Annotated in this window: 11 protein-coding genes, 1 tRNA gene and 1 pseudogene; 9 read left to right on the top strand and 4 right to left on the bottom strand. The window is 71.4% G+C overall.

The window, feature by feature from the left end:
* The first annotated feature begins 28 nt into the window (after positions 1 to 28).
* From ACIGO6_RS13165 to ACIGO6_RS13135, 7 genes are all read left to right on the top strand, one after another.
* Positions 29 to 1546, top strand: coding sequence for a methyltransferase (locus tag ACIGO6_RS13165; RefSeq protein WP_399875062.1), 1518 nt, complete (start codon positions 29 to 31; stop codon positions 1544 to 1546).
* A gap of 237 nt (positions 1547 to 1783) precedes the next feature.
* The gene (locus ACIGO6_RS13160) at positions 1784 to 1981 is read left to right on the top strand and encodes a hypothetical protein (RefSeq protein WP_399875061.1); all 198 of its coding nucleotides are present in this window, start codon (positions 1784 to 1786) and stop codon (positions 1979 to 1981) included.
* A 270-nt stretch (positions 1982 to 2251) separates the two neighbouring features.
* Complete coding sequence (gene topA, locus ACIGO6_RS13155; RefSeq protein WP_399875059.1) at positions 2252 to 5101, top strand: type I DNA topoisomerase; 2850 nt, start codon at positions 2252 to 2254, stop codon at positions 5099 to 5101.
* Positions 5102 to 5229: 128 nt separating this feature from the next.
* Complete coding sequence (gene tmk / locus ACIGO6_RS13150; RefSeq protein ID WP_399875058.1) at positions 5230 to 8562, top strand: dTMP kinase; 3333 nt, start codon at positions 5230 to 5232, stop codon at positions 8560 to 8562.
* A gap of 130 nt (positions 8563 to 8692) precedes the next feature.
* Positions 8693 to 9898: a DNA polymerase III subunit delta' gene (locus tag ACIGO6_RS13145; protein WP_399875057.1), complete on the top strand. Its 1206-nt coding sequence runs from the start codon at positions 8693 to 8695 to the stop codon at positions 9896 to 9898.
* Positions 9899 to 10034: 136 nt separating this feature from the next.
* A complete protein-coding gene (locus ACIGO6_RS13140; protein WP_399875056.1) occupies positions 10035 to 11660 on the top strand; it encodes an alpha/beta hydrolase in 1626 nt (541 codons plus the stop codon).
* Positions 11661 to 11780: 120 nt separating this feature from the next.
* Positions 11781 to 11857 (top strand) — tRNA-Thr (locus ACIGO6_RS13135).
* 38 nt (positions 11858 to 11895) lie between these two features.
* Here the strand turns inward: ACIGO6_RS13135 and ACIGO6_RS13130 are convergent.
* A pseudogene (locus ACIGO6_RS13130) lies at positions 11896 to 12827 on the bottom strand (tyrosine-type recombinase/integrase); the annotation flags it as partial.
* Positions 12828 to 13005: 178 nt separating this feature from the next.
* On the opposite strand from ACIGO6_RS13130, the gene ACIGO6_RS13125 reads away from it, so the two are divergent.
* Positions 13006 to 13380, top strand: coding sequence for a hypothetical protein (locus ACIGO6_RS13125; protein ID WP_399875055.1), 375 nt, complete (start codon positions 13006 to 13008; stop codon positions 13378 to 13380).
* A gap of 254 nt (positions 13381 to 13634) precedes the next feature.
* Here ACIGO6_RS13125 and ACIGO6_RS13120 read toward each other — a convergent pair whose 3' ends face one another.
* Together ACIGO6_RS13120 and ACIGO6_RS13115 are read right to left on the bottom strand one after the other, a co-directional pair.
* Complete coding sequence (locus tag ACIGO6_RS13120) at positions 13635 to 16817, bottom strand: tetratricopeptide repeat protein (protein ID WP_399875054.1); 3183 nt, start codon at positions 16815 to 16817, stop codon at positions 13635 to 13637.
* An 891-nt stretch (positions 16818 to 17708) separates the two neighbouring features.
* Positions 17709 to 18131, bottom strand: a complete 423-nt coding sequence (locus tag ACIGO6_RS13115; RefSeq protein WP_399875053.1) for a Rid family hydrolase — start codon at positions 18129 to 18131, stop codon at positions 17709 to 17711.
* Between the two features lie 91 nt (positions 18132 to 18222).
* On the opposite strand from ACIGO6_RS13115, the gene ACIGO6_RS13110 reads away from it, so the two are divergent.
* Positions 18223 to 18723, top strand: coding sequence for a MarR family winged helix-turn-helix transcriptional regulator (locus tag ACIGO6_RS13110; protein WP_399875051.1), 501 nt, complete (start codon positions 18223 to 18225; stop codon positions 18721 to 18723).
* Positions 18724 to 18757: 34 nt separating this feature from the next.
* On the opposite strand, the gene ACIGO6_RS13105 is transcribed toward ACIGO6_RS13110, so the two are convergent.
* Positions 18758 to 20446: a bifunctional 3'-5' exonuclease/DNA polymerase gene (locus ACIGO6_RS13105; RefSeq protein WP_399875050.1), complete on the bottom strand. Its 1689-nt coding sequence runs from the start codon at positions 20444 to 20446 to the stop codon at positions 18758 to 18760.
* Between the last annotated feature and the right edge of the window lie 24 nt (positions 20447 to 20470).

The raw sequence follows: 20470 nt of genomic DNA, 5'->3' as shown, positions 1-20470 counted from the left end.
GGGCGGATCACCGGGCCACAATGGGGGTGTGAGTAACGCCAGCCTGTCCCCCCTGCCCTCCGCCGACCGCCCCGACGTCACCGCCCGGCTGCGGGACGCCCTGCTCGGGGCCTCCTTCACCGCCGACGGACTGCTGGAGCTGCTCGGCGCCCCCGCCTACGCGGCGCTGTCGCGCAGCGAGACCGTGCCCGCGCTCCGGGCCACCCGCGGCGACACGCCGCTGGAGCTTCTGGTCCGGCTGTTCCTGCTCCAGCAACCCGTCCTCCACGCGCGCGTGGAGGACGTCCTGCCCGTCGACGCCTGCCTGGACGGCGGGTGGCTCGTCCGCGTGGGCGACGACGAGGTGGCGGCCACCGTGGACGTACGGCCCTACGGCGGGCCCGACGGCGAGGACTGGTTCATCGTCTCCGACCTGGGCTGCGCGGTCGGTGGCGCCGGAGGGATCGGCAACCGCGCCGAGGGCGTCGTCCTCGGCGTCGGCGGCGCCTCCATGACGCTGGCCGGGCTCACCGTCCGTACGCCCGTCTCCGCCGCCCTCGACCTCGGTACCGGCTCCGGCATCCAGGCGCTGCACGCCGCCGTGCACGCCACGCGCGTGACGGCGACCGACGTCAACCCGCGCGCGCTGCACACCGCCGCGCTCACCCTCGCCCTGTCCGGGGCCCGGCCGGCCGATCTGCGCGAGGGCTCGCTCTACGCGCCGATCGACGACGACGAGACGTACGACCTGATCGTGTCCAACCCGCCGTTCGTCATCTCTCCGGGGGCCCGCCTCACCTACCGCGACGGCGGGATGGGCGGGGACGATCTGTGCCGCTCGCTCGTTCAGCAGACGGGGGAGCGCCTGAACGAGGGCGGGTTCGCGCACTTCCTCGCCAACTGGCAGCACGTGGAGGGGGAGGACTGGACGGACCGGCTGCGCTCCTGGGTGCCGCGCGGCTGCGACGCCTGGATCGTGCAGCGCGAGGTGCAGGACGTCACGCAGTACGCCGAGCTGTGGCTCAGGGACGCGGGTGACCACCGTGGTGACGCGGCCGAGTACCAGGCGCGGTACGACGCGTGGCTGGACGAGTTCGAGGCGCGCAAGGTCCGTGCCGTGGGCTTCGGATGGATCACGCTGCGCAGGACCGCGGCCGCCGAGCCCTCGATCACGGCCGAGGAATGGCCGCACCCGATCGAGCAGCCGCTCGGCGAGACGGTGCGGGCGCACTTCGACCGCGTCGACTACCTGCGCGCGCACGACGACGCGGCCCTGCTCGAAGCACACTTCCTGCTGGCCCCCGAGGTCGTGCAGGAGCAGGTCGGGCTGCCCGGCGCCGAGGACCCGGAGCACGTCGTCCTGCGCCAGAACCGCGGCATGCGCCGGGCCACCCGGGTCGACACCGTCGGCGCCGGTTTCGCGGGCGTCTGCGACGGCACCATGAGCGCCGGCCGCATCCTGGATGCCATCGCCCAGCTGGTGGGCGAGGATCCGGTGGCCCTGCGCGACCGTACGCCCGCGCAGATCCGCCTGCTGGTGGAGCAGGGGTTCCTCGAACCGGCGTAGCGGCGCGTCGGCGGCCGACGGTTTCTCGGTTTCGCCGCCAGAGGAATCGCGCCATGTGCACGCGCCCGGTGTACGCGCCCTGTGCAGGCGCTCCGTGGTCGTCGTCACGGGGAGGCGAACCCCGTGCGCAGGAGCCGTCGGTCCCCCGTTCACCTCGGGTTCGCCCGCCCGCCGCCCGCGCGTGCCAGCCTCCCGGAGGCTGGACACGCGCAGGCTGCAGAGAGGGGCACGGGGGCCATGGAGAGCGGGCCGGCGATCTTCGCGGGAATGGTGTTCGCCCTGTTCGGGGCCGGGCTGCTGGTGTGGACCACGACCAGGGTCCGGCACGGCCGACCCGTCGCGCACGGTGTGAGCCCTGTCGCATCGGCGGCTGTCGCGAGTGTCGCCGCGCTGGTCGCGCTCGCCCTCGGGGCGTGGTGCCTGACCCGCGTGTGAGCGGCCGGTTCCGGACGGGGGCCGCACCTCCGTCCAGGTAATCGGGAGGTTGCGCTCCGGATACGCGTCTCAGGGCCGATCAACACTCCGGGCGGCAGGAACAGGGTTCGTCGGGTTACCGTTCGAGTGGCCGTTGCGGGCTTTTCCCGTTTGACACGGGGGCGGGAGGTACCGTCACACTCCGCAGCGTCACGACCGAAAAGCAGACCCACCCGACCCCGGGACCACCGCCTGGGGAGGCCCCAGCGTCGACCGGAGAGAAGAGCGAAGTTGTCCCCGACCAGCGAGACCGCGAACGGCGGCCGCCGACTCGTCATCGTCGAGTCGCCTGCCAAGGCGAAGACGATCAAGGGCTATCTCGGCCCTGGCTACGTCGTCGAGGCGAGCGTCGGGCACATTCGCGACCTTCCCAACGGCGCCGCGGAGGTGCCGGAGAAGTACACCGGCGAGGTCCGCCGCCTCGGTGTGGACGTCGAACACGACTTCCAGCCGATCTATGTGGTCAACGCCGACAAGAAGGCGCAGGTCAAGAAGCTCAAGGACCTGATGAAGGACTCCGACGAGCTCTTCCTCGCCACCGATGAGGACCGCGAGGGCGAGGCCATCGCCTGGCACCTGCAGGAAGTCCTCAAGCCGAAGATCCCGGTCAAGCGCATGGTGTTCCACGAGATCACCAAGGACGCGATCCGGGCCGCCGTCGCCAACCCCCGCCAGCTCAACCAGAAGCTCGTCGACGCCCAGGAGACCCGCCGCATCCTCGACCGTCTCTACGGCTACGAGGTCTCGCCGGTCCTGTGGAAGAAGGTCATGCCGCGCCTGTCGGCCGGCCGTGTCCAGTCCGTCGCGACCCGGCTCGTGGTCGAGCGGGAACGCGAGCGCATGGCGTTCCGCTCCGCCGAGTACTGGGACCTGACGGGCACCTTCGCGACCGGCCGCGCGGGGGACGCCTCCGACCCGTCGTCGCTGGTGGCCCGCCTCCAGACGGTCGACGGCCGGCGCGTCGCCCAGGGCCGTGACTTCGACTCCCTGGGGCAGCTGAAGAGCGCGAACACCCTCCACCTCGACGAGGCGAACGCCCGCGCGCTCGCCGCCGCCCTGGAGAACACGCGGTTCGCGGTCCGCTCCGTCGAGTCCAAGCCGTACCGCCGCTCGCCGTACGCCCCGTTCCGTACGACGACGTTGCAGCAGGAGGCGAGCCGCAAGCTCGGCTTCGGCGCCAAGTCGACGATGCAGGTCGCCCAGAAGCTGTACGAGAACGGCTACATCACCTACATGCGTACGGACTCGACGACGCTGAGCGACACGGCGGTCGCCGCCGCCCGCGCCCAGGTCACGCAGCTGTACGGCGCCGACTACCTGCCCGCGCAGCCGCGGACGTACGCCGGCAAGGTCAAGAACGCTCAGGAGGCGCACGAGGCGATCCGTCCCTCCGGCGACCGCTTCCGCACGCCCGCCGAGACCGGACTGACCGGCGACCAGTTCAAGCTGTACGAGCTCATCTGGAAGCGGACCGTCGCCTCCCAGATGAAGGACGCCACCGGCAACAGCGTCACCGTCAAGATCGGCGGCGCCGCCGCCGACGGCCGGGACGTCGAGTTCAGCGCCTCCGGCAAGACGATCACCTTCCACGGCTTCCTCAAGGCCTACGTCGAGGGCGCCGACGACCCGAACGCCGAGCTGGACGACCGCGAGCGCCGGCTGCCGCAGGTCGCCGAGGGCGACGCGCTGACCGCCGACGAGATCACGGTCGACGGCCACGCCACCAAGCCCCCGGCCCGCTACACCGAGGCGTCGCTGGTCAAGGAACTGGAAGAGCGCGAGATCGGCCGCCCGTCGACGTACGCGTCGATCATCGGCACCATCCTGGACCGTGGCTACGTGTTCAAGAAGGGCACGGCGCTCGTCCCGTCCTTCCTGTCCTTCGCCGTGGTCAACCTCCTGGAGAAGCACTTCGGGCGGCTCGTCGACTACGACTTCACCGCCAAGATGGAGGACGACCTCGACGCCATCGCCCGCGGTGAGGCGCAGGCGGTGCCGTGGCTGCGGCGCTTCTACTTCGGTGAGGGCGGGGATGCCGGACGCGGCGGCGCCGCCGACGCGGGCAACGGCGACGGGGACCACCTCGGCGGCCTCAAGGAGCTGGTGACCGACCTCGGCGCGATCGACGCGCGCGAAGTGTCGTCCTTCCCCGTCGGCAACGACATCGTGCTGCGCGTCGGGCGCTACGGCCCGTACGTCGAGCGCGGTGAGAAGGACGCCGAGAACCACCAGCGTGCCGACGTCCCCGAGGACCTGGCGCCGGACGAGCTCTCCGTCGAGCTGGCGGAGGAGCTGCTCGCCAAGCCGAGCGGCGACTTCGAGCTGGGCACCGACCCGGCCACCGGCCACACCATCGTCGCCAAGGACGGCCGCTACGGCCCCTACGTCACCGAGGTGCTCCCCGAGGGCACCCCGAAGACCGGCAAGAACGCCGTGAAGCCGCGGACGGCCTCGCTGTTCAAGTCGATGGCGCTGGACACGGTCACCCTGGACGACGCCCTGAAGCTCATGTCGCTGCCGCGTGTCGTCGGCACCGACGCCGAGGGCGTGGAGATCACCGCGCAGAACGGCCGCTACGGCCCGTACCTGAAGAAGGGCACGGACTCGCGGTCCCTGACGTCCGAGGAGCAGCTCTTCACGATCACGCTGGAGGAGGCGCTGGCGATCTACGCCCAGCCCAAGCAGCGTGGCCGGGCCGCGGCCAAGCCGCCGCTGAAGGAGCTGGGCACCGACCCGGTCAGCGAGAAGCCGGTCGTCGTCAAGGACGGCCGCTTCGGCCCGTACGTCACCGACGGCGAGACCAACGCGACCCTGCGCTCCGGCGACAGCGTCGAGGAGATCACGCCGGAGCGCGGCTACGAGCTGCTCGCCGAGAAGCGCGCCAAGGGTCCGGCCAAGAAGACGGCGAAGAAGACCCCCGCGAAGAAGGCCCCGGCCAAGAAGGCGACGGCGAAGAAGACCGCGGCCAAGAAGACGACGGCCGCGAAGACGACGGCCGCGAAGAAGACCACGGCCAAGACCGCGGCGAAGAAGACGGCCACCAGGACGGCGGCCAAGAAGGCGACCGCGTCGGAGGACTGAGGCCTCCTCCGTCCTGTCTTCGCGTCTGTCTTCGCGAAACGAACGCCCCGGCATCATTTCGGTGTCGGGGCGTGCGTGCGTTCGGCCGGACCGGCCGGACTGTCGGCGACGACCGATAGGCTGAACGCATGACGCGAGCCGAGCAGCCAACGGCCCCTCACCCCGCCCCGGACGACGCCCTGGTCGCGGACTCCCGCGAGCGCGCCGTCCGCGCCCTGCTGCGCCGTCCGCAGCTGAGGCGGTTGTGGAGCGCACAGCTCGTGGGGGGTGTCGGCGACATCCTCGCCCTCCTGGTGCTGGTCCTCCTCGCCGTCCAGGCCGCGATCGGCGCGGGCTCCTTCGGCGGTGGTTACCGCGGAGTGGCGTTCGCAGTGGCGACCGTTTTCGGCGTACGCATCCTGGCGACGCTGCTCTTCGGCGCCGTACTGCTCGGTCCGCTCACCACACTCACCTCGCAGGACGGCCCGCTCGACCGCCGCTGGACCATGGTCGGCGCCGATGGTCTGCGGGCCGCGCTGCTGATCGTCGCACCGCTGTGGATCGACTGGACGCCGGACGACGCGCTCGCCGTCCTCCTGGTGACCGTCTTCGTCACCGGCGTCGCCGAGCGCTTCTGGACGGTGTGCCGGGAGAGCGCGGCCCCCGCGCTGCTGCCGGCCCCGCCCCTGGAGGGCGCGACGGTACGGCCGCTGCCGGACCACATGGACGCGCTGCGCCGCCTGTCCCTGCGGACGGGCTTCGTGGCGATTCCGCTCGCCGGGGCCGTGCTGGTCGTCGCGGGGCTGCTGAACAACCTGCTGGGCGCCGGCGTCGCATGGTTCGCCGAGCACCAGGCGGCACTCGGTTCGTACGTGGCGGCCGGGCTGTTCGCCGCCTCGCTCTCCGTGATGACCTTCCTGGAGCTGCCCGGCGTCCGCACCCCGCGCGCGCGGTCGCCGCTGGAGGGCATGCGCCGCCCCAAGAGCGGCTCGGGCGTCGACAAGGGCCGCACCGGCGCCCTGCCCCTGCTGGTGTTCGCCTGCGCGGCGGTCGCCGCGGTGGTGGCCGCCGCGGTCGCCGTGGCGGTGCTGCACGCCAAGGACCTGGGCGGCGGGCCGGTGCTGTACGGGCTGATGGTCGGCGCGCTGACCGGCGGTGTCGTCGTCGGCATCCGCACCGCCGGCGCCCTGCTGCCGTCCCTGTCGCGCCGACGGCTGCTGGCGCTGGCCATCGCCTTCGCCGGCGTCGCCCTGCTGGCCGCCGGGCTCGTCCCGGACGACACCACCGTGCTGCTGCTCCTCGCACTGGCCGGTGTCGGCGCCGGTGTGACCGCGAACACCGGGCACGCGCTGCTCGACCAGGAGACCGAGGACCACCGCCGGGCACGGACGACCGAGCACCTGCACGCGGTCGTCCGGGTCTACGTGGCGCTCGGCGTGGTGGTCGCGCCCGTGGTGGCGGCGGCGATCGGGCCGCACCGGCTGGAGAGCGGCAAGTTCGTCTTCGCGCACGGCGGCGCAGCGTTCGTCCTGATGCTGGTCGGCGCGCTGCTGCTGCCGGTGGCCGCGCTGGTGCTGGCCAAGGTCGACGACCGTTCCGGCGTGCCGCTGCGGCACGACCTGCGGGACGCGCTGCTCGGCGGCGACGACCCGGTGCCGACCCCGGCGGTGAACGGTTTCTTCATCGCCCTGGAAGGCGGTGACGGCGCCGGGAAGTCCACCCAGGCCGAGGCCCTCGCCGAGTGGATCCGCGGCAAGGGACACGAGGTCGTGCTCACCCGCGAGCCCGGGGCGACTCCGGTGGGCAAGCGGCTGCGGTCCATCCTGCTGGACGTCTCCAGTGCCGGGCTGTCGCACCGCGCGGAGGCGCTGCTGTACGCCGCCGACCGCGCGGAGCACGTCGACACGGTGGTCCGGCCCGCGCTGGAGCGCGGGGCCGTGGTCATCTCCGACCGCTACATCGACTCCTCCGTGGCCTACCAGGGCGCGGGGCGCGACCTGTCGCCGACCGAGATCGCCCGCATCAACCGCTGGGCGACCAACGGGCTCGTACCGCACCTGACCGTCCTGCTGGACGTCTCGCCGGAGGCCGCGCGCGAGCGGTTCACCGAGGCGCCCGACCGGCTGGAGTCCGAGCCCGCCGAGTTCCACGCGCGCGTGCGCTCCGGTTTCCTCGCCCTGGCCGCGGCCGACCCCGGGCGCTACCTCGTGGTGGACGCGGGCCAGGAGCCCGAGGCCGTCACCACCGTCGTACGCCACCGGCTCGACCGGGTGCTGCCGCTGTCCGAGGCCGAGATCAAGGCCCAGGAGGAGGCGCGGCGCAAGGCCGAGGAGGAAGCACGCCGCAAGGCGGAGGAGGAGGCCGCGCGCAAGGCCGAGGAGGAGCGCCTGGAGCGTGAGCGCCTCGAGCAGCTGGAGCGGCTGCGCGCCGAGGAGGAGGAGCGCAAGCGCCGCGAGCTGGAGGAGGCGCAGCGGCGCGAGGCCGAGCGGCAGGCGGAGGAGGCCCGGCAGCGGGCCGAGGAAGCACGCCGGAAGGCCGAGGAGGAGCGGGCACGGCTCCTCGCCGAGGAGAAGGCCCGGGCCGAGGAGGAGGCCCGTCGCCGGGCCGAGGAGGAACGGCGTCGCAAGCAGGCGGCGGAAGAGGAACGCCTGCGCGCCGAGGCCGAGGCCCGGCGTCTGGAGAAGCAGCGCAAGGCCGAGGAGGCCCTGATGCGGGCCGAGGAGGCACGCCGGGCGGCGGAGCAGGCGGCGGCCGCCGCCGCGGCCGGCCCCAGGCCGACGGCACCTCCCGCGGCGGACGCTCCCCGGCCGGCACCGGCCGATGAGGCCCCCTCGGACGCGGTGACCGTGCCGACACCGATCGTGACTCCGACGCACGCCCCCGGCGGTTCGGTGGAGGACACGACGGTGCTGCGGCCGGTGCGGGACGACGCCGACTCCGGCACCGACGCCGAGGCTGTGGGAGAGGCGACGTCCGGTGCGCCCGCCCCGTCCGAGTCGGAGGTGACGGCGGAGCTTCCGAAGCCGCCGGTCCCGCCGGGCGCGGCGGACGAGACGGCGGTCCTGCCCGCGGTGGATCCCGGGGCGGCCGACGAGACGGCGGTACTGCCGCCCGTGACACCGGGAGCCGCCGACGAGACGGCCGTGCTGCCGCCCGTACGCGGGGAGGACCCCGCCGATCGGGTCCCCGCGGACTACTTCCGCAAGGAGGAACCGGCCGCCCGGCCCGTCCGGTCCGACGAGGCGGAGGACCGCACGCGCGAGCTGCCCCAGATCGACCCCAAGCAGGCGGCGCCCCGCAGGCGACGCTCCGACTGGGCCGAGGAGACGCCGCTGGACGACCTGCCGACGCTCGCGGACGAGCTGCTCGGACCGCGTGACGACGGCCGGGACAGCGACGGAGGCACCGGGCGAGTCGGCGAGGGAGACGGCGGCCGTGACGACGACGGAGGGCGCCCGGGGAGGGGCCGGGGCCGGCGCTGACCGGCTCCGACACGCGCCCGGCTCCCGCGGGCCCGTCCCCCCGGGCCGGCGCCCGTTGTCAGTGGCGCCCTCCACAATGGAGGGCGCGGCGCAGAGTGCGGCGGAGTGTGACGGAAGGGCGGCGTGACCCATGACCGTGTGGGACGACCTCGTCGGGCAGGAGAGCGTGAGCGAGCGGCTCGCCACCGCCGCGCGGGACGCCGACGCCTTCGTCACCGCCGCCGCGGCCGACGGACCGCTCCCCGAGGCGTCGAGCATGACGCACGCCTGGCTGTTCACCGGGCCGCCCGGCGCGGGGGTGACGCAGACGGCACGGGCCTTCGCCGCCGCGCTCCAGTGCGTGAGCCCCGACCGCGCACTCGGCGGCGTCCCCGGCTGCGGCTTCTGCGACGGCTGCCACACGGCGCTCGTCGGCACCCACGCGGACGTCAGCACGGTGGCCGCCGTGGGCGCGGAGATCCGCGTCGGGGACATGCGCGACACCGTCCGCAAGTCGTTCACCTCGCCGGCGAACGGCCGCTGGCAGATCATCCTCGTCGAGGACGCCGAGCGGCTGAACGAGAGATCCGCCAACGCCGTCCTCAAGGCCGTGGAGGAGCCCGCGGCCCGCACGGTGTGGCTGCTGTGCGCCCCGTCCATCGAGGACGTCCTGCCCACCATCCGCTCCCGCTGCCGCCACCTGAACCTGCGTACGCCGTCGGTGGAGGCCGTCGCCGACATGCTCGTCCGGCGCGAGGGCATCGAGCCGGACGTCGCCGCAGCGGCGGCCCGTGCCACCCAGGGCCACGTCGAGCGGGCCCGCCGCCTGGCCACCGATCCCGCCGCGCGCGAGCGCCGGGCCGCCGTGCTCAAGCTGCCGTTGCGGGTGGACGACGTGGGGGGCGCGCTCAAGGCGGCACAGGAGCTGGTCGACGCGGCGGCGGCCGACGCCAAGGAACTCGCCGAGGAGCGGGACGCCAAGGAGACCGAGGAACTGAAGGCGGCGCTGGGCGCGGCCCAGGGCGGCCGGCTGCCGCGGGGCACGGCGGGCGTGATGAAGGACCTGGAGGACGACCAGAAGCGCCGCAGGAAGCGAACGCAGCGGGACAGCCTGGACCTGGCCCTGTCCGAGCTCACCGCCTTCTACCGCGACGTTCTCGCGCTCCAGCTCGGCTCCCGGGTGGCGATCGCCAACACCGATGCCGAGGACTCCCTGGAGCGTCTGGCCCGTGGCAGCTCACCGGAGTCCACGCTCCGCCGCATCGAGGCGATCGCCGCCTGTGGGGACGCCCTCGACCGCAATGTGCCGCCGCTGCTGGCGGTGGAGGCGATGACCATGGCGCTCAGATCGGGCTGAGCCCGCCTTGCCGCCCTGTCGCCCTGCCGCCGGGCAGGCGGTCCGGGAGGGCCGGATGCGGTGGACGGCGTAACTCGTACGAGGCACGTCGGCCACGCAAAGCACCTCAGTGATTGCGGAGAGTTACGCTCGCGGGATGCACACAAGGCGCACTCACCGTAGGACACGCATCGGCAGGATCCGCGCGGGAGCCACGCTCCTCGCCGCCGCACTGCTCGCCACCGCCTGCTCGGCCGGGGACGCGTCGACGTCCGCCGGTTCGGCGACGGAGGGGGCGCAGGCCGCCGGGTCGATGGAGGCTGCGAAGACGATCCTGGCCGCGCTACCCGAAGGCGCGCCCTCCGCGCTGACGCCGTACTACGAGCAGAAGCTGAGCTGGCGCGACTGCGGTGTCCCCGGCTTTCAGTGCGCCACCATGAAGGCTCCGCTGAACTACGAGAAACTGGCCGACGGGGACATCAGGCTCGCCGTGGCCCGCAAGAAGGCCACCGGCCCGGGCAAGCGGCTGGGGTCGTTGCTGGTGAACCCGGGCGGCCCCGGCGCCTCGGCGATCGGCTACCTCCAGCAGTACGCGGGCATCGGCTACCCGGCGGATGTCCGCGCCCAGTACGACATGGTGGCGGTCGACCCGCGGGGCGTGGCCCGCAGTGAGCCCGTGGAGTGCCTCGACGGCCGCGAGATGGACGCGTACACGAAGACGGACGTCACCCCGGACGACCAGCGCGAGACGGACGTGCTGGTCGACGCCTTCAAGAACTTCGCCGAGGGGTGCGGAGCGGACGCGCCCAAGCTGTTGCGTCACGTCTCGACCGTGGAGGCGGCCCGGGACATGGACATCCTGCGGGAGGTGCTGGGCGACAAGAAGCTGAACTACGTGGGCGCCTCGTACGGCACGTTCCTCGGGGCGACGTACGCCGGCCTGTTCCCGGACCGGGCGGGACGCCTGGTCCTGGACGGCGCCCTGGACCCGGCGCTGCCCGCCCGCCGGCTGAACCTGGAGCAGACGGCGGGCTTCGAGACGGCGTTCCGGTCCTTTGCGAAGGACTGCGTGCAGCAGCCCTGGTGTCCCCTGGGTGACCGGGGCACCTCTCCCGCCCAGGTCGGCAAGAATCTCAAGGCGTTCTTCGAGGACCTGGACGCCAAGCCCATTCCCGCCGGTGACGCCGACGGCCGCAGGCTCACCGAGTCCCTCGCCACCACCGGCGTGATCGCGGCGATGTACGACGAAGGTGCCTGGCCGCAGCTGCGCGAGTCGCTGACCGCGGCGATGCGGAAGGACGACGGCGCCGGACTGCTGGCCCTGTCCGACAGCTACTACGAGCGCGAGGCCGACGGCAGCTACAGCAACCTGATGTTCGCCAACGCCGCGGTGAACTGCCTCGACCTCCCCGCGGCCTTCTCCTCCCCGGACGAGGTGCGCGACGCCCTCCCCGCATTCGAGAAGGCGTCCCCCGTCTTCGGAGAGGGCCTTGCCTGGGCCTCCCTGAACTGCGGGTACTGGCCGGTGCGGCCCACGGGCGAGCCGCACCGCATCGAGGCCGCCGGCGCCACCCCGATCGTCGTGGTCGGCACCACCCGCGACCCGGCCACCCCGTACCGCTGGGCCGAGTCCATGGCCGGCCAGCTCTCCTCCGGCCGCCTCCTCACCTACGAGGGCGACGGCCACACCGCCTACGGCCGCGGCAGCGCCTGCATCGACTCCGCGATCAACACCTACCTGCTGCGCGGCACCCCGCCGACGGACGGCAAGCGCTGCTCGTGACCGGCCCCGCCCGCCCCGCCCCGGAGCACCGGAGTCCCGGCCTCCGGGGCGGGTACGAAGCACCCCCGGAAACTGTGTAGACTTACCGACGTTGCTGATCGCACCATGGGTGCACAGCGCGCCGCCTTAGCTCAGATGGCCAGAGCAACGCACTCGTAATGCGTAGGTCTCGGGTTCGAATCCCGAAGGCGGCTCCACTCGAAGCCCAGCCCAGGCAGCGCCTGAGCTGGGCTTTTTAGTTCAGCGGATGCGGCAACGGCGCCGGGCGCGCACGGGTGTCGGCGGTCTCACTTCTGGTCTCAGTGGGGCCCGGAATCGGGTCCGACATAGCCGTCGGCGGCGGCACGAAGAACTCATCCGCCGCATGGCGTCCTTGGACAGGTGGGACCGTCCCTTGACGTACCGCCGGGTCTGACTGATCTGCGTGTGCCGCAGGATCTCCATGATCGTGGGCATGTCGACGCCCAGCTCGTTCAGGATCGTGCCGGCGGTGTGGCGGCTCCCGTCGTACAGGCGGCGGTCCTCGATCTCGGCCTCCTTGAGTAGTTCCTTGAACTCCTCGTAGTCGACGCGCGGGTCCAGCGGCCGGCCGTCCGGCCGCGCGAACACGACATCGTGCTCCTGCCACGGCTCCCCGGCGGCTTCCCGTGTTGCTTCTTGCTGGGCCTTGTGGTCGAGCAAGAAGGGAACGAAGACGGGCGGGATCGGCACGGCGTTCCGGCTCTTCTTGGTCTTGGGTCGGGTGAAGGCGAGTCCACCGTCTTCACGCTCCGGGCAGGCACTCGCGTGCTTGGTGCAGGTCTTTGCGCACGGCTTCGGACAGCCACGCTTGTACCCCTTGTGGGTGGTGCAGTCTGGTGGGCACGGCTCGAAACGATGCAGGCGCCCCCCACAGGCGTGTGGGTCAGCGCAGCCGTGCCGCCACGTGAGCCGCTGAAGCTGCCACTCGGGGCGGAACAGCTCCGCTTCCGGGTCGACGTACGACCAGCGCAGCCCAAGCGTCTCGCCCTGTCGGAACCCCATGCCGACACCGACGATCCACCGCATGAAGGTAGGCCGCCGCGCCGCAGCTTCGAGGAAAGCCTTCGCCTCCTCCTTGGTGAAGGGGTTGGCCTCGGTCTCGTCAATGCTCGGCGGGTCTACGAGCGTGGCGACGTTCTCGGCCAGGCCGCCAGGGGCAGCGAGGGAGTACCCAGGGTGCCCCGACCGGGCTATGCCGACTCGGTCCATCCCTGTCGAGCTGACGGGCGCGATGTACTTCGCAACCGAATCCCCTGTGTGGGGAGGCGGTAGGGTCTTCTACGACCCACACGCAGACGGACGCGTACTCGCCAGGGCACACCTGGTGACTGCCCAACAGTTTGCCGATATTGCGGCTCAGGAGGTGTACAGGGAGCCTGGCACGGACCTTCATTTGGTCGATGTGCTGTCGCAGGGGCGTGCCGTGTTGGGCAAGGGCCGCTACGAAACGCTCGTGTGCGCTGGGCAGGTTGACGACATGCCCGTTCTGACCTTCACCGTCCCCTGGGGCATGGATGACGTCTCGTGGGTTAGCCCTTTCGCCGCCTACGTGCGTTCTCTAGCCTCTGGCCTATTGTCTGCCGGCGTTTGGGACGTGGAAGCCTTCGCCTCGTATGTCGCGGCCTGCCCTGGCGCGGTAGGCCACTGCTCGACTGAGGCCATCACGAATCTCTTGCTTGACGGAACGCCAACGCAGTGAGTGTCTGAGAGTGCCCAGCGCGGTGCACTCTCTCTACTCGATCAAGGTGGATTGCTCCGCTCACCTCGCAGGCCCGGCCCCCGGCCGGACCTGGGCTCCTTCCTTCGCCCTGCTCCATCCCGAGGCCCCTGCCTCGCGCTCAGCAAAACCGCCTGATGCCAGTAAGGGGTAAGTCGTGGCTGGGGCGGTCGGCTGCGCCCACGCCAGAGGGCTAGCCTGTAGTGCACCGGCGATGCTTGCTCGTGGACCAGCCCTTATGGTTCTTCATCATTGCTTCCCTGCCCCAACCGGCGGCGAATAGCGGCCCGCGGTGCGGTGGTGGGGTGGTCTGGTCCCAGTGCTGTTTCGGTGATTGTCAGCGCCCGTTCCTCCAGCGGCAGCGCCTCATCATCCCGGCCCAGCGCTGAGAGCGTTGCGGCGAGGTTGTTCAGCCGTAGTGCGGTGGTGGGGTGGTCTGGTCCCAGTGCCGCTTCGGTGATTGTCAGTGCCTGCTCTTCCAGCGGCAGCGCCTCACCGTGTCGGCCCAGGTCGAAGAGTGTTGCGGCGAGGTTGCCCAGTCGTAGTGCGGTATCGGGGTGGTCTGGTCCCAGTGCCGCTTCGGTGATTGTCAGCGCCTGTTCCTTCAGCGGCAGCGCCTCACCGTGTCGGCCCAGCGCTGAGAGTGTTTGAGCAAGATTGCCCAGCCGCACTGCGGTGGTGGGGTGGTCTGGTCCCAGTGCTGTTTCGGTGATTGTCAGTGCCCGTTCCTCCAGCGGCAGCGCCTCATCATCCCGGCCCAGCGCTGAGAGCGTTGCGGCGAGGTTGTTCAGTCGTAGTGCGGTGGTGGGGTGGTCTGGTCCCAGTGCTGTTTCGGTGATTGTCAGTGCCTGCTCTTCCAGCGGCAGCGCCTCACCGTGTCGGCCCAGGTCGAAGAGTGTTGCGGCGAGGTTGCCCAGTCGTAGTGCGGTATCGGGGTGGTCTGGTCCCAGTGCCGCTTCGGTGATTGTCAGCGCCTGTTCCTTCAGCGGCAGCGCCTCACCGTGTCGGCCCAGCGCTGAGAGCGTTGCGGCGAGGTTGTTCAGCCGTAGTGCGGTATCGGGGTGGTCTGGTCCCAGTGCTGTTTCGGTGATTGTCAGTGCCCGCTCTTCCAGCGGCAGCGCCTCACTATGCTGACCTAGGTCGGAGAGCGTTGCGGCGAGGTTGTCCAGTCGTAGTGCGGTATCGGGGTGGTCTGGTCCCAGCGTCGCTTCGGTGATCGCCAGCGCCCGTTCCTCCAGCGGCAGCGCCTCACTATGCTGACCTAGGTCGGAGAGCGCCCCGGCGAGGTTGCCCAGCCGTAGTGCGGTATCGGGGTGGTCTGGTCCCAGCGTCGCTTCGCTGATCGCCAGCGCCCGCTCCTTCAGCGCCAGCGACTCACCATGCCGACCCAGCTCGGAGAGCGTGGCGGCGAGGTTGCCCAGCGGCACCGCGGTGGTGGGGTGGTCTGGTCCCAGCGCCGCTTCGATGATTGTCAGCGCCCGCTCTTCCAGCGGCAGCGCCTCACCGTGTCGGCCCAGCTCGGAGAGCGTGACGGCGAGGTTGCCCAGTCGTAGTGCGGTATCGGGGTGGTCTGGTCCCAGTGCCGCTTCGCTGATCGCCAGCGCCCGCTCCTTCAGCGCCAGCGACTCGTCACGCCGGCCCAGCTCGGAGAGCGTGGCGGCGAGGTTGCCCAGCCGTACTGCGGTGGTGGGGTGGTCTGGTCCCAGTGCCGCTTCGGTGATTGTCAGCGCCCGCTCCTTCAGCGGCAGCGCCTCACCATGCCGGCCCAGCTCGGAGAGCGTCCCAGCGAGGTTGTTCAGCCGTAGTGCGGTGGTGGGGTGGTCTGGTCCCAGTGCCGCTTCGGTGATCGCCAGCGCCCGTTCCTCCAGCGGCAGCGCCTCACCATGCCGGCCCAGCGCTGAGAGCGTGGCGGCGAGGTTGTTCAGCCGTAGTGCGGTGGCGGGGTGGTCTGGTCCCAGCGTCGCTTCGGTGATCGCCAGCGCCCGCTCTTCCAGCGGCAGTGTCAAGGGTGCCTGGCCGCGGCTTCGGAGATAGACGGAGGTCTCTCCCAAGGCTGTAGCCAGCCCAAAATCCCTGCTGCCGTCAGAGTGATAAGCCATCACTGCCTGGAAGTGGGGGAGGAGACTGTCCCAGATGGGCCATCCTTTCACCTCTGCAGGACTGTCTGGCGGCATGGCGTCCAGCAGGAGGGCCAGGGCGGTGGTCAACGGTGCAGAAGATGCGGAGAGAGGACGCCTAAGCAGTCGGTGGACGAGACGCTGGCGGCGGGTGGGTGCTGCGGGGGCCGGTGGTGTGGTGATGCGGATGACGCTTTGGACAAGGCGGTGGGTGGTGACGGTCGAGTCCGTCAAAGTGATCATGCTGTAGGCGGCCAGTACGCCTAAGGCGTGATCAACGGCCCGGCGGGTGGGCAGGGCAGTGTCCAGGACGCTGCGCAAAAGGGGGTCCGAGCCCATGTGGGCCAGGATGCGCAGCAGATGCACCGCGTGCGGGTCGGCTACTTCCACTGCTTTGAGGGTGACGCTCCAAACCTGCAAGACAGTGCGCTGCTGGGTGTCGCCGGGGGGTGTGGTGGAGAGGATGTCGGCCGGGTCTTGACGGAGTTCGGTCAGGTAATTGCTGGCAGAGGTGCGGGTCTGTGCCAGATAGGCGCCGGCCTGCTGCAGGGCAAGAGGCAGGCAACCCAGTTCCTCGGCCAGTTCCTCGAATGCGGTGTCGTCGGCTCGGGGGCGGCCGGTGATGCCCTCCAGAACTGCCATAGCGGCGTCCGGAGTGAGGGTGTCTAGACACAGGGGCGCGCCGAAATTGCGCCAGGGCAGGTCTCGCCTGGTAGTGATCACGACTTGGCCGGTGGTCAGTCGACCGAGGTAAGGGGCCAGGTCTGCGGGGTCCTCGGCGTTGTCCAGTACCACCAGCCAGCCCGCACGACCCTGCAGCCATAGCAGTGCCCATTCCGCGGCTTCCTCCAACGGCAGGGCTGCGTGTACCGGGTTAAGGGCGGTGGCCAATCCCGCCAGCCCTGCCACGATGCCCGCTTCGGTCTCCGCGTCGATCCACCACACCGGACCGCCGCCGGTGGTGAGGAACGCCCGCGCGTGGTGGAGCACCAGCGTGGACTTGCCCACCCCGCCCAAACCGCGCACGCTCTGCGCCACCACTCCCGTGCCTGTCGAAGGGACGGCAGCCAGGACCTGCAGCTCCTTGTCTCGGCCCTCGAACACCGCGCTGCCGTAGGCAGGCAGGTTGTTCAGTTTCTCGATGGTTGCGCCGTCGAGCGCCGGCTGTATGGCGTCCGGCGGCAGCACAAGGGTGCGCTGCTCGATCCGGGCGTCATTTCCGGTGGCTATCACCCCCGGATTGTTGCTCGCGGACGCGGCCCGGATGCCGGAGATGGACGAGGGCGTGGGCTTGGCGTTCACCGCTGGATGTTGCCGTTGTCCCCGGTCACGATGATCCCCGAGTTGTCCCCCGTGGCCACCGACCGCTCACCCGACGCGGTGTTCCTGCTCCCCCCTCGGGGCGGAGACGGAGGATTGGAGCCGATCACAGACGATCCCCAAGCCACCAATACCGCGGCGAGCACTGCCCCCGCGCCCGCTCCCGCGCCGATCCGCTCAGGCCGATCCCACGGAAGTAACGCATCCCCCAGCCACACGCACAGCCCGAATACCACCAACGAACCGACAGCCAACAGCAGCCATCGCGCAGTCCGATTCAAGTGACGCCCCCTCAGACGAATCGCTGGGTCCCATCCTCCCACCGAAGTCTGTCTCGTGCTCGTCCCTCGCAGCACACCACATGAAACCAGGCAACTGCCCCTACAGCACAGGCGCGACAAGGCCACGGGCAGCCCTGACGCTACGGAAGACACACGACAGCGACTGCAGCTCACCCCGGGCTGTACCACTGGCATCTACCAGTGACATGGCCTGGCGGACGGCGGCGACAACCAGCGGCCGCGTGCGGCACCGGTGCACGAGGTGGCACCGCGCTGGGCCGGGTGGGGAACGAACTTGTAAGGCGAGGGCTCACGGACCGAAGTGAGGGCCGGGTCCTACCTGGTCGTGGGGAAGTGACGGTCTCAGTTCCAGTCTCAGTTACTGCCTACTCCACGGTGGTTTGCTCCTGTCCACTGTCGTCTGAGACGACCGGTGAGCAGGGGGACTGGCCCCGTGACGGACGCCTGTGGATGGTGTCGGAGCGAGGTCGGACAACTCGTAATGCGTAGGTCTCGGGTTCGAATCCCGAAGGCGGCTCCATATGAAGGCCAGGTCGCGGATCTCGTGACCTGGCCTTCAGTCGTGACCCGGTCAGGCGCCGTCGCCGGTGATCGCGGTGACGCGGATTTCGACGCGCATCCCTGGAGCGCCGAGGGCCGGGACGCCGAGCTCGGTCCAGATGGGTGCGCGATCACCCATGCGCTTGCGGAACTGGTCCACCATGACGCGGTTGTGGTCCTCTCCGATGGAGTCGGCGGCGGCCGGGACGTGGTAGGAGTCCACGGCGACGACGTCGCGCCAGGTGGCGCCGGCCTCGGCGAGGGTCCGCTCGACGTTCTCGAAGGCCTGGACGATCTCGTCCTCGAGGGAGTCGGGGAAGTTCCAGTCGTCGTCCCAGCCTCCTTGTCCTGAGGTCTCGATGCGGTCGCCGACTCGGACTGCCTGGTGGTAGTGCATGGTGGCGAGCTGTGTCGCGCCGTATCCGGGCGTGGCGAAGAACTCCGGCCTGGGCATGATCCTCCTTGGAAGTAACTTCACGCTTGAAGTCGACCTTACGTGATTTCACTTCACGCGTGAAGTCAAAACCGTTCGGTAGGGTGCCGTCATGGCCAATCCCGCGAACCCGAACCCCGGTGACGAGACCTCCGGTGACGCGCTGTGGCTGACCGCGGACGAGAAGGAGGCGTGGACCGGGCTGGTCTCGCTGGTCCTGCTGCTGCCGGGAAAGCTGGAGTCGCCGTTGCAGCAGGAGGCCGGGCTGACTCTCTTCGAGTACCTGGCCCTCAGCCACATCTCCGAGGCCCCGGAGCGCCGCCTGCGGATGAGCGAACTGGCCTACCTGGCCAGTGGCTCCCTCTCGCGCCTGTCCAACGTCGTCAAGCGGTTCGAGCAGCGGGGCTGGGTGGAGCGTTCGCCCGACCCCGACGACGGCCGGTACACCCTCGCCGCCCTCACGGACGCCGGCTACGACGTGGTCGTCGCCGCCGCGCCCACCCATGTGCGCTCGGTGCGGCAGCTCGTGCTCGATCCGCTCACCGCCGCCGACCAGAAGGCGCTCGCCCGCATCGCCGCCAAGCTGCGCGTACGGCCGGCCGATCTGGCCTAGACCCCTGGTGGCCTGGGCCCTTGGGCCCGGTCGCTCACTTGGCGTCCGCGTAGCACTCCACCACCGCCGTGGTGAACGGGAACCGCACCGGCGTCCGGCCGAACGTCAGCAGGCCCGCCAGCTCCGCCGCCTCCCGGATCGCGGCGACGACGGTGCCGGCCTCCTCCCGCGGGCAGTGCACGATCACCTCGTCGTGCTGGAAGAAGACCAGCTCCGCCGCCTTGTCCGCGCACGCCTGCCGCAGCGCGGCGAGCAGCAGCAGGGCCCAGTCGGCGGCGCTGCCCTGGACGACGAAGTTGCGGGCGAAACGGCCCCGCGCGCGGGCGTTGGTGGAGGCGTACCCGGGCACCCACTCCTGCGGGCCCGGGGCGCCGGCGGGGTCGTCCTGGGGCAGGCCCGCCTCCTCGGCGCCGTCGGCCGCCCCGGCCGCGGGCGGGCAGGTGCGCCCCAGCCAGGTCCGTACGAGCCGCCCCTCCTCGCCGGCGCGGGCCGCGTCGTCGACGTACGCCACCGCCCGGGGGAATCTGCGTCTGAGCGCGGCGAGGTTCTTCAGGCCGTCACCGGAGGTCTGGCCGTAGACCGCGCCGAGCACGGCGAGCTTGGCCTGGGCGCGGTCGCCGGAGAAGGCGCGGTCGGACACCGACTGGTAGAGGTCGGTCTCCCGGCCGGCCACCTCCATCAGCCCGGGGTCCCGGGAGATCGCCGCGAGCACGCGCGGCTCCATCTGGTCGGCGTCGGCGACGACCAGCACCCAGCCCGGGTCCGCGACGACGGCCCGCCGGATGACCTTGGGGATCTGCAGCCCGCCCCCGCCGTTGGTCACCCAGCGTCCGGTGACGGTGCCGCCGGCCAGGAACTCGGGGCGGAAGCGGCCCTCGCGCACCCAGTCCTGGAGCCAGGACCAGCCGTGGGCGACCCAGATCCGGTACAGCTTCTTGTACTCGATCAGCGGCTTCACGGCCGGGTGGTCGACCGACTCCAGCTCCCACCGGCGGGTGGAGCCGACCTTGATCCCGGCCTGTGCGAACGCCTTGACCACGTCCGCGGGCAGATCGGGCCGGACCCGGCGGCCGAACGCCGCGGACACCTCCTCGGCCAGCTCGGCCAGGCGGCGTGGCTCGCCCCCGCCCGCATACCGCTCGCCGAGCAGGTCGTGCAGCACCTCGCGGTGGACGTCGGCACGCCAGGGCAGCCCGGCGCGGTTCATCTCGGCGGCGACCAGCATCCCCGCCGACTCGGCGGCCGTCAGCAGCCGCATCCGGTCGGGGTGCGCGGACCGGTCGTGCCGGCGCTGCTGCTCGGCGTAGACGGCGAGCAGGTCGGCCAGGGGGAGGTGGGCGGCCTGGGGCTCGAAGAGCGGGGACTGCGCGCCGGGCTCGGCGGAGCGCTGCGGCGGATCGGGCGGTACGGCGTCGCCGCGCAGCCGGGCCAGGGCCGCGGCGGCGGAGCGTGGCTCCCCGTACCGCCCCTCGTGGCCGAGCAGGAGGGTCTCGGCGGCCTCCACGTCGTAGCACCGCGCCACTCGCACCCCCGCGGCGAGCAGGCGCGGGGCGATCTCGGCGGTGGACCGCCACACCCAGCGCGCGACGTCCGGCCTGCTCCGCACGGCCTCGGCGACGCCGGTCTCCCGCCGCACCGGTCCGGCGGGCAGCCCGTCGGGGCCGAGGGGGGCGACCTCCGCGCCGCCGTCCTCGGCCACCGCGAGTGCCCACCGGTCGGCCATGTCGCGAGTGTCGCAGGAGGGTCT

Origin of the sequence: Streptomyces sp. NPDC053750, assembly GCF_044544295.1 — a bacterium.
Lineage (GTDB): Bacteria > Actinomycetota > Actinomycetes > Streptomycetales > Streptomycetaceae > Streptomyces.
Note: the sequence above shows the minus strand (reverse complement) of the source record. Positions and strands in the feature narration are given on the sequence as shown.